The following is a 10,517-nucleotide window of genomic DNA, read 5'->3' as shown; positions in this document are numbered from 1 at the left end:
AACAACGATCCGTTTTCAAGCTTGAAGGTGTTTTTATTTGTCTCAGCCTAGGGGGTCAGTCCCCACTAGTGCGTCGGTATTTTTTTATAGCTTGCTGATATGGATGATCGACAGTTGTCCGCTGTTTGATTCCACTTTCCATAGCGGCTCGAACATTGTACGTAATATGGCAGCTGTAGGTTCATCTGTGTTCAGGCCTTGGACTGACTTGTCATCTACAACGTAATCCTTATCCTCCTCTAAACCGAAGCGCAAATGCAGAAGGTTCCGTACACCATTGAAGGTAGGGAAGGAAATGGTGTAGCCATTCTTCAGAGCGGCTGTTAGTTTGCTTTTCTGCGACTGGAGCATTTCTGGATCAGCTTTTGGGTAGCTGTCCTGAATTGTAGACCATTCACCTGCGTCTATTAGCTTTGCAGTTTGCTCTCTTCCCAGACCGCTATGGGCAATACGCTCGATCTGATAGGCTTCTGCTTGAGAAATGGTGATTGTCATGTTCAAGTCTCCTTTAGTGAATGACTTTATTAGATGGTGCTTGGATGGTGAAGGATTTTCGTCTTTTGTACAGGTAGGCAATCAGTTCCAGCAAAAAGCCGGGAACCTTTTTTGGAAATAGCTTTTTCTTGTAGAATCTCTCATAGGCCCGGTGAAGGTCTTCCCATTGTGTGCAATGCTTTTGCTGGCGGAATCGTGCAGGATCAATTAATCGGATGCCTCCATCAGGTGTGATCAGGATATTCCGCAAATGAATGTCGGATGGATTCAACCCTTCTGCTGCTGCGCCTGCCAGGGCATTGTCAATGTCGGCTATATGATGATCTGTTATGGGGATCCCCTCACGAAGGCAATCGTACAGTGTATGGCCGGGGATATAATCCATTACTAAATAACCGTTTCCGGCTGCGTGAAGATCCGGGAAGAAGTGATTGTTCTCAAGCGTTTTATATATTTCCGCTTCTTCCGCCGCAACGTGACGGAAGGCAGGAAAAAATACCTTCATTACTTTAGAGGATTCCTTAAGGCGGAATGCAAATGCGCTCCTGCCGGTCCCGATCAGCACGAGAGAGGAAGGGTACGCTGTTAAATGGGGCATCGTATCAGAACCAGACATGTGAATCTGCTCAGCAATCTGCTCAAAATCAGCCATTTCCAGCACTCCTTTTCTTTGGAACAAGGGCTCGTACAGTTATCATACGCACAAAAACGAGAGTAGGTGCATAAAATAGTAAAAAAGCTAGTCCATCCTCCGTAATTCCTATCTCTGCTTTTCCTGCTTTCTGGCTATTTTCATCGTATCAGGGACTGTTTCCTTTACCTTTAGGGAAAATAACTATATCGTCAATCTATAAAGTTCTACTTTTTCCCAATCTAATCGAAATCATATAAAGAAAAAAGGTGATTACATGCAAGAGAGACCTAGTATGACAGAATATCCTGCTTATTTCCAAGATTACATGAAACTTGTGCCGGAGGGAAATATAGTAGCTCTGTTTAAGGAACAGGAAAGGCAAACATCCAATCTTCTGCAAGGCCTGACTGATGAGCAAGCTCGCTTCGCTTACGATATTGAAAAATGGACGATCAAGGAAGTGATCGGCCACCTTACAGACACAGAAAGGATTATGTCTTATCGACTGCTTACCATTGCCCGCGGAGATGTGACGCCGCTGCCAGGTTTCCATGAAGATTCCTATGTGCTGCAAGCGAAATTCACGGAGATGACAGTAGCGAGCCTACTGGCGCAATATAAGGCAGTGCGTGCATCCACGATCGCTCTGCTGGAGTCACTGTATGATCAGGATTGGGTCAGACAGGGAATGGCAAACGGTCATGTCACATCGGTTCGCTCGCTGGCGTATATAATGCTGGGCCATGAACGTCATCACCATAATATCCTTCATGAGCGCTACTTCGCTTCTGCTACGTATCCGCTCAACCGCATGTGATTTGGGGTATATTGACAGAGAACAATCAATCGTGTATGCTATATTGCAGATTAATAGAATAGGATTGTGATTGCTCCAAAGGGGAGTAGCTTCCAGTTAAGTCGACAACACGTGATAGCTTGCTATCGCCGGTTTAACTGACAACGTTAAGTTGTTTGCCAGACCTTTGCCAATTTGGTGAAGACTGATTACAAACAGGACCTTCACACTGTGGGGGTCCTTTTCGTTTAGTACACATAAATGGAGGAATTATTTCCGTGTTGAAGAAATGCTTAGAACTGATGCAGCTGCGAGCACCATCCATCAAGCTCGAACTGAATCAGGCAAGCTATCATGCAGGCGATAAAATCGAGGGACATTTTCAGCTTCTCGGAGGCTGGAAGGACCAGAATCTAAACAGATTGGATTGCGATTTGGTTATAAAAAACAGTGCAAACGATAAAATAGTGAATATAAAGAATGTACTAAGCATTTTTATGACCAAGCAACTGAAATCAAATGAACAAATGAAGAAGCCGTTCACATTCCGTTTGCCGGAGGAATTGGAACCAAGCTCCAGTGCATTGGTCTATGAGCTGCAGACAAAGCTCGTGTTCGCCAATGAAAAATGTACGAAAGATGATAGGCAAGTACAGATATTAGCGTAGACGCTATAAGAAGGAGGAGATTGCATTGGGAAGGCTTTGCTGAAGATAATAACCTTATATAACAGAAGTTTTGCTGGCGCTGCTCCTCGTCGAGGTGTCGCAGCTATTTTATTAATCTGCTTGTAAACTATCAAACAAATAAGCGAGGTGAGTCCCTTCAATTAACGAAGGGAACTAATTGGACCCATCAATAGTCATTAATTTAAGTTTAGTAGTGTTATTCATCATTTTTACAGCCTTTTTCGTAGGTGCAGAGTTTTCAGTTGTGAAGGTGCGTATGTCACGGATCGACCAGCTTGTTGCAGAAGGTAACAAACGGGCAATCATTGTCAGTAAGCTAGTGAATAATCTTGATTATTACTTGTCAGCCTGCCAGCTGGGTATCACTGTAACGGCGCTTGTACTAGGTGCGTTAGGTGAACCTACAGTAGAGAAAATACTGCACCCGCTGTTCAATGATTTAGGGTTGTCTGAATCTGTTTCCACCTTGCTTTCCTACGCCATTGCTTTTGCGTCAGTCACTTTCTTACACGTAGTAATTGGTGAATTGGCGCCGAAAACACTAGCGATTCAGTACACGGAGCAATTGACATTAATTCTAGGTCCGCCGTTGTATTGGTTTGGTAAGCTAATGGCTCCGTTCATCTATTTGCTGAATGGTTCTGCTCGTGTATTTTTGAAGTTGTTCGGCGTGAAGCCAGCTGCTCATGAATCAGCACATTCGGAAGAGGAACTGCGTATTATTATGACGCAAAGCTATCAAAGTGGTGAAATCAACAAAACAGAACTTAGTTATATGGAAAATATTTTCACATTCGACGAGCGTGTGGCAAAGGATATCATGGTGCCGCGGACACAGGTGGTCACCTTGGAGAAATCCATGACAGCTGCAGAAGTGATCGAGATCATCGATGAACATCAATTCACGCGTTATCTTGTGACAGAGGATGGAGATAAAGACCATATCATCGGTTTCGTCAATGTGAAGGAAATGCTTACGGATTTTGCAGCAGGCAGAAGACAGAGTCTGCCTAACTTCATCCATGAGCTGCCGCTTATTCATGAAGGAACATCCTTGCAGGATGCTCTTTTGAAGATGCAGACTGAACGCGTGCATATTGCACTCGTAGTGGATGAATACGGCGGAACCGCAGGTATTCTGACGATGGAGGATATTCTGGAAGAGATCGTCGGGGAAATCCATGACGAATTCGATGAAGATGAAGTGCCGGATATCCAGGAAGTATCTGATCGTACGTACCATATCAATGGTCGTGTACTATTGGATGATCTGGAGGATCAATTTGGCTCTGTGTTCGACAATCGGGAAGATGTCGATACAATCGGAGGCTGGATTTTCGTCAAAAATGACGAAGTAGATTCTCAAACGACTGTGGTGGATGTAGCAGGAAATGAGTGGGAGGTTATCGAAATGGATAACCATCAGATCCTTATGATTGAACTGCGCATCCTGGAACAAGAACAGCTTCCGATGCTGGAAGCTTAAGAATCGTTAATAAAGAAAAAGGCCGGGATGCCTCCTATGCATCCCGGCCTTTTTCTATTGGAGGTAAACAGACAAGATGATCAGACTTTATGAAAATAAACATCAGGAAAAGAATGAGGTGGCCAGGCATCAGCATGACACACATCAGCTGCTTTATGTACTGGATGGAGAAGGAGAATGTGAATTGGACATCAGGAGCCAGAATCTTCTGCCTGACAGCATCATGCTCATCTCTCCACATACAGATCATGGAATCCAAGCTCATTCGAAGATGACGGTGCTCGTGCTGGAATTCGATATCCGTCATTTGGCGGAGGACGTTGTTTCTTATCTCGTCGAGCCAGTGTTTGCAGTATCCCGTGTCTTGAACCTATCTCTGTTCGAAAGCAGTGAGCTTCGTCAGCTGCTGCGAAAGATGCTATTCGAACAATCCCAAAACCACCCCATTCATACGATGGGACTGAAGCTTCTGCTGGCTCAGGTGCTTTATCAGCTTGCTATCATGCAGCAGGAAGATACGACACAGGATACAAATACAAGAAGGGCAAAGTGGCTTAAGCATCACTTGGAAACACGATATTTTGAGATTGCCAGTATGGAAGAAGTTGCGGCCAAAGCAGGTGTGAGCAGCCGGTACATGAATCAGATTTTCAAAGAAATGTATGATACGACTCCTTATCAGTTCCTGACAGAAGTGCGACTGTTAAAGGTGAAAAAAATGCTGCGAGAATCTGACAGAGAAATTGTTTCCATCTGCTTTGAAGTTGGATTTGAAGCGGTCTCGACATTTTATCGTGTCTTTAAGAAATATGTCGGTGTGACGCCAAATGTTTATCGACGGACAACAGATGATTTCCGAAAATGAGAATCTAAGAAAAGAATGATAAGAAAAATGTAAACGCTTTACTTATACTATCCTTAATATGGATAATGGGAGGGCGTAAGAATGGCGACGAAGAAAATTGGGATAATCATGAACGGTGTTACAGGAAGAATGGGAACAAATCAGCATCTTATCCGATCAATTGCAGCAATTCGTGCAGAGGGCGGTGTGCTGCTTTCGAACGGAGATCGTTTGCTGCCGGATCCGATTCTTGTCGGGCGGAATGAAGAGAAGCTTGCTAAACTTGCCAGTGAGAATAGTGTAGAGCGCTACAGTACTGATTTGGAGACTGCTTTGGCTGATGACTATAACCTGATTTATTTTGATTCACAAACGACTAATCGCCGCGAAGCCAGCATCAAGCAGGCAATTGAAGCAGGTAAGCATATTTATTGTGAGAAACCGACGGCTACTAGCTTGGAAGGATCCCTGGAGCTGGCCAGGTTGGCACGGGAGGCTGGTGTGAAAAACGGGGTAGTGCAAGATAAGCTTTTCCTGCCTGGGTTGCTGAAGCTGAAGCATCTGATCGATAGCAATTACTTCGGGGAGATCCTGTCCGTAAAGCTGGACTTCGGCTATTGGGTATTCGAAGGCGATTGGCAGGAGGCGCAGCGTCCAAGCTGGAATTATCGTGCAGAAGACGGCGGCGGTATCATTGTTGATATGTTCGCACACTGGCGTTATGTCATCGACCATCTCTTTGGAGAAATCGACAGTCTGACTTGCCTTGGTGCGACTCATATTCCTTATAGGGTGGATGAAGCCGGCAATCGTTATAAAGCAACAGCAGATGATGCGGCATATGCAATTTTTGCCCTTAAGAACGGAATAGTTGTACAGGCAAACTCTTCTTGGACGACAAGAGTTGACCGAGATGATCTGGTAACTTTCCAAGTGGATGGGACGCTTGGAAGCGCAGTAGCTGGTCTGCGAGATTGCAAGGTCCAGCATCGTGTGACAACGCCGAAGCCTGTGTGGAATCCGGATATACCTAATGCAATTGATTTCCGTTCCCAATGGGAGTCATTGCCGGAGAATCGTACGTACGACAATGGATTCAAGATTCAATGGGAGCTGTTTTTGAAGCATGTGGAAGAAGGTGCGGCATTCCCTTGGGATTTGCTGGAGGGAGCAAAAGGTACCCAGCTGTCAGATTTGGGGCTAGAAGCATGGCGCGAGAAGAAATGGGTCACTGTTCCGAGTCTGGAAGTATAAAGGAGGAAGCAGCATGACAACGATTCTTTTACCGAAGCAAGGTCATTTGTTAGAGGCGTATACACTTGTCCATTCAGCTTCCACTTACCCGACAGAAGGAGCTTTCCGGGCAAGAACAGCTTATTCTGCTGCTCATGTCGTTGCGGATGCGCATTCTGAAGCACACCCTATTTTAGGCGGTGCGATTGATTGGGATGCAACTTTAGAATATCGGAAAGCGCTGTGGAAGCTTGGTTTCGGCGTAGCGGAGGCAATGGATACAGCGCAGCGAGGCATGGGTCTCACATATGAGATGGCGAAAGAACTAATTTCCATAAGTGCAAAGGAAGCGAAAAAAGAGAAGGCATTGCTTGCTTCAGGAGCTGGTACGGATCATTTGCCGGCTGACAGTACGTATACGATGTCGGAGATCAAGCAGGCTTACGAAGAGCAATGCACATTCGTCGAAGGAACCGGGAGCCAGATCATCTTGATGGCGAGCCGAGCGTTGGCTGCCAGTGCACGATCCGCAGCGGATTACAAGGACGTATACGGGCACGTGCTTGACGGAGTGCAGAAACCGGTTATCCTCCATTGGCTCGGTCCGATGTTCGATCCGAAATTGACTGGCTACTGGGGATCAGAAACGATCAGCCGTGCAATGGATGACTGTCTGGAGCTGATCTATCAGTATGAAGGAAAAATCGACGGAATCAAGATCTCTTTGCTCGATAAGGACAAGGAAATTGAAATGCGAGCGAAACTTCCGGCATCGGTTCGGATGTATACAGGAGATGATTTTAATTATCCAGAGTTGATCCAAGGTGATGGAGACCAATATAGCCATGCGCTGCTCGGTATCTTTGATGCAATTGCACCAGCAGCTTCCGAGGCACTGCGTGCACTTGATGTAGAAGACCTGGACCGATATCGAGAAATCTTCGATAAAACGGTGCCGCTTGCAAGGCATATCTTTGAAACGCCAACATACGCCTACAAAACAGGTGTTGTTTTCCTGGCATACCTGAATGGGTATCAATCACATTTCCGGATGATCGGCGGTGCAGAAGGCGCCCGGTCGGTTCTCCATTTGAGTGAGCTGTTCAGGCTTGCTGATCAAGCGGGAGTCCTAGTGGATCCAGCGCTTGCAGCAGAACGGATGCAGCTCGTACTGAAGCTGGCGGGTATTGAACAGAAGGTGATGTCATGACAAAGGCTGATTTGCAGCTTCTCAGTCTGAATCAGATTACGACAGAAAACTGGTCGCCGACCGAAGCGATCCAAGGCTGTGCTCGGCATGATATCCACTGGATATCCATTTGGCGGCATAAGCTTGAGGAAATTGGTGTAAAAGAGGCAAAAAAGCTGTTGACGGAATACGGCTTGCGCGTGTCGAGTCTTTGCCGTGGCGGTATGTTTCCTGCAGCTACAGAGCGTGAGAGGCAGCAGCGTATAGATGACAACAAACGGGCAATAGAAGATGCGAAGACATTGGGGACAGATGTGCTAGTGCTTGTATGCGGTCCGGCTTCGGACAAAAATATCACCCAGGCTCGACATTGGGTCGAGGCAGGAATAGAAGCGATACTCCCATATGCGGAAGAACTGGGTGTGAAGCTTGGGATTGAGCCGCTTCATCCGATGTATGCAGCCGATCGCTCCGTCATCAATACACTAGGGCAGGCCAACACTATAGCGGAGAAGCTGCAATCAGATCATCTTGGGGTAGTAGTGGATGCCTTCCATGTTTGGTGGGATCCAGAGCTGAAACACCAAATTGATCGGGCGAAGGGTAAGATATTAGGTTTCCATGTGTCAGATTGGAAGGTGCCGATGAAGGATATGTTCAAGGGGCGAGCTATGATGGGAGATGGCGTCATCAATCTGCGTGAGATGCGCAGCATGGTGGAGGAAGCAGGCTATCAAGGACCAATCGAAGTGGAAATCATCAATCAGGAGATATGGGATCAGCCAGGCGATGAGGTGCTCCATCAAATGAAGCGCTGCTATCAGGCGCACGTATAAGGGGAGCTGAAAAATGGCACTGCTGAATCAATTAGAGGAATTAGCCCAGGAAGCTGCAAGAGCTGGTGACACTGAGATAACAGTCCCTTTCGCTTTTTCTGTGGCTGGCCTTGATCATCCGCATATCTACAGTATGGTACAAGGGCTCTTGGACGCAGGGGCACAGCTAATGCACATCTATGACAGGAATCTGGATCAAGCAAGTGCTCTTCAACAGAAATTCCGAACAGGAAAGATAGTCTCAGAGCTATCACAGATTCTGCAGAGCGAAGTGGATTTGGTTGCAACTAGTATTGTGCCGTCGGAGCGTGGGGCATTAGGCATCCGGGTGTTGGAGCACGAGAAGCATTTTCTTTCTGCAAAGGCGCCTTTTACTACAATGGCTCAATTGCATGCGGCCGAGGAAGCGGTGCGCCGTACAGGAAAGAAATGGGCGGTGTTTTATAGTGAACGATTGGCTGTGGAGGCGGCGCTGCTGGCAGATAACATCTTACAAGAAGGTTTGATCGGAGACTTATTCCAGCTTACTGGTTCGGGTCCTCATCGGCTGCAGGCAGACACAAGGCCGAATTGGTTTTTTGATCCGGTGAAAAATGGCGGTATTTTATGTGATATTGGCAGTCATCAGATTGAGCAGCTGCTTCATTATGCGAGAAGTAAAGAGGCTGAGGTGCTGCATAGTAAGGTGGCGAATTATGCCCATCCGCAATATGGTGCATGGCAGGATTTCGGTGATGCAACACTTGTAACGAACACCGGTGTAAGCCAATATTTCCGTGTTGACTGGTTCACGCCCGATGGACTTCGGGTCTGGGGAGACGGACGAACAGTGCTGCACGGCACAAACGGGTTTGTGGAACTGCGAAAATACACGGATGTAGCACGCACGGCTGAAGGGGAGCATCTGTATGTGGTGACGGATCAGGAGGAAGTCTACTTTTCGGCTAAGGGAAAGGTAGGAATTTCGTATTTCAAACAATTGATTACCGATTGTCAGCAAGGGACGGAATCAGCAATGAGTCAGGAACATACTTTCCGGGCTGCGGCTCTGGCAATCCAGGCACAGGAGCAGGCAATCAGCCTGACAAAGGTAGGGGAGAAGCGATGAAGCAAGCGGTTGTTTTAATTGGGATGAATGGATACGGTGAGCATTACTTGGATGCATTGTTGAAGCGTGAGGACATCACATTCGCTGGTATCGTGGAAATCCATCCGGAGAAAAGCAGACTTTTGGAACAAGTAAAGCAGCGTGGAATCCCGATATTTTCTACGCTGGACGTTTTTTATCAAAACAATCAAGCGGATCTAGCCATCATCGCCACACCTATTCATTTGCATACGGAGCAGGCGATCTTTGCACTACGACATGGCTCAAATGTTCTTTGCGAAAAACCGATCTTTGCTGATATGCGAGATCAAATGAAGTGGGAGCAAGCTATCTCGGAATCAGGAAAGTGGGCTGCAATTGGTTTCAACTGGTCGTTCACTGCCCCAATTTTAGAGCTTAAGGAAGATATCCGGAAGGGACTCTATGGGAAGCCGCAGCAGATGAAAACAGTGGTACTGTGGCCGCGGGATGAAGCATATTTTACACGTTCATCTTGGTCGGGAAAGCTGATGACGCCTGATGGACGGCAAATACGTGATAGTGTAGCCAATAATGCAGCTGCCCACTTCATCCATAATATGCTTTTTGTGCTCGGGCATGAGCTGCAAGAAACGGCGAGAGTCAAACGCCTGGAAGCCGAACTGTATCGGGCAAACGATATCGAAACTTTCGATACGTGTGCCATCCGTCTGCAAACGGATTCCGGATGCGAGCTGCTTTTTTATGGATCGCATGCAACAGCAACAGAGCAAGGACCACAATTCTTATATACTTTCGAAAAAGGCTACATCGTCTATGATTGCAATCTCGATCAAGGCATTATCACGGCATACACGAAAGATGGACAGGAAAAGATTTATGGAAATCCGCAGGCCAACCATCTGGATAAATTGGATTATTGCATCGCTGCACTTACAGATGGCAGGGACATTCCATGCACGTATGAGACTGCGCTCGGTCATGCGGCGATAATTGAGGCATTGCACCAGAATATTTCGGCTGGAGAGCGTTTTCCAGAAGAAGCAATCAAACAAACAGCAGGCAAGCTCCAAACTGTCATCAATTTAGAGCAGACGATGAATGCATGTTTTATGAGTGGAAAACTGCCATATGAATTACAAATACCTTGGAGCAAGCCAGCTAAACAGGCTGATGTGATTCTGCCAATCCAGAAGAGGAGCGTCTAATCACAGCCTGTAGAATGCCA

11 protein-coding genes are annotated in these 10,517 nt (G+C 46.6%); 9 read left to right on the top strand and 2 right to left on the bottom strand.

What is annotated here, in order from left to right; all coding sequences use genetic code 11:
- Positions 1 to 84: 84 nt before the first annotated feature.
- Positions 85 to 495 (bottom strand): hypothetical protein, encoded by a 411-nt coding sequence (locus AE2B122_RS15350; RefSeq protein WP_175074609.1) that lies wholly within the window; start codon positions 493 to 495, stop codon positions 85 to 87.
- 13 nt (positions 496 to 508) lie between these two features.
- Positions 509 to 1,147, bottom strand: a complete 639-nt coding sequence (locus AE2B122_RS15345; protein WP_095220535.1) for a serine/threonine protein kinase — start codon at positions 1,145 to 1,147, stop codon at positions 509 to 511.
- A gap of 274 nt (positions 1,148 to 1,421) precedes the next feature.
- Here AE2B122_RS15345 and AE2B122_RS15340 point away from each other — a divergent pair, with 274 nt between their 5' ends.
- The 9 genes from AE2B122_RS15340 to AE2B122_RS15300 all read left to right on the top strand — a co-directional run bounded on the left by AE2B122_RS15340 (position 1,422) and on the right by AE2B122_RS15300 (position 10,497).
- A complete protein-coding gene (locus AE2B122_RS15340; RefSeq protein ID WP_245840426.1) occupies positions 1,422 to 1,946 on the top strand; it encodes a DinB family protein in 525 nt (174 codons plus the stop codon).
- Positions 1,947 to 2,203: 257 nt separating this feature from the next.
- On the top strand, positions 2,204 to 2,593 hold the full coding sequence (locus tag AE2B122_RS15335) for a sporulation protein (protein WP_095220537.1): 390 nt from the start codon (positions 2,204 to 2,206) through the stop codon (positions 2,591 to 2,593).
- 178 nt (positions 2,594 to 2,771) lie between these two features.
- On the top strand, positions 2,772 to 4,100 hold the full coding sequence (locus tag AE2B122_RS15330) for a hemolysin family protein (protein WP_095220538.1): 1,329 nt from the start codon (positions 2,772 to 2,774) through the stop codon (positions 4,098 to 4,100).
- Positions 4,101 to 4,176: 76 nt separating this feature from the next.
- Positions 4,177 to 4,965 (top strand): AraC family transcriptional regulator, encoded by a 789-nt coding sequence (locus tag AE2B122_RS15325; protein ID WP_175074608.1) that lies wholly within the window; start codon positions 4,177 to 4,179, stop codon positions 4,963 to 4,965.
- Between the two features lie 81 nt (positions 4,966 to 5,046).
- Complete coding sequence (locus AE2B122_RS15320; protein ID WP_095269892.1) at positions 5,047 to 6,198, top strand: Gfo/Idh/MocA family protein; 1,152 nt, start codon at positions 5,047 to 5,049, stop codon at positions 6,196 to 6,198.
- Between the two features lie 13 nt (positions 6,199 to 6,211).
- A complete protein-coding gene (locus tag AE2B122_RS15315) occupies positions 6,212 to 7,387 on the top strand; it encodes a dihydrodipicolinate synthase family protein (RefSeq protein ID WP_175074607.1) in 1,176 nt (391 codons plus the stop codon).
- Positions 7,384 to 8,202 carry a sugar phosphate isomerase/epimerase gene (locus tag AE2B122_RS15310; RefSeq protein WP_175074606.1) on the top strand — a complete coding sequence of 273 codons (819 nt, stop codon included), beginning with the start codon at positions 7,384 to 7,386 and terminating at the stop codon, positions 8,200 to 8,202. The genes AE2B122_RS15315 and AE2B122_RS15310 overlap by 4 nt, the downstream gene beginning before the upstream one ends.
- Positions 8,203 to 8,215: 13 nt before the next feature.
- A complete protein-coding gene (locus tag AE2B122_RS15305) occupies positions 8,216 to 9,310 on the top strand; it encodes a Gfo/Idh/MocA family protein (protein ID WP_254593522.1) in 1,095 nt (364 codons plus the stop codon).
- On the top strand, positions 9,307 to 10,497 hold the full coding sequence (locus tag AE2B122_RS15300) for a Gfo/Idh/MocA family protein (protein WP_175074605.1): 1,191 nt from the start codon (positions 9,307 to 9,309) through the stop codon (positions 10,495 to 10,497). Before AE2B122_RS15305 ends, AE2B122_RS15300 begins: the two co-directional genes overlap by 4 nt.
- Positions 10,498 to 10,517: the final 20 nt, after the last annotated feature.

Source organism: Terribacillus sp. AE2B 122 (assembly GCF_902497585.1).
Classification (GTDB): domain Bacteria; phylum Bacillota; class Bacilli; order Bacillales; family Amphibacillaceae; genus Terribacillus; species Terribacillus saccharophilus_A.
Note: the sequence above shows the minus strand (reverse complement) of the source record. Positions and strands in the feature narration are given on the sequence as shown.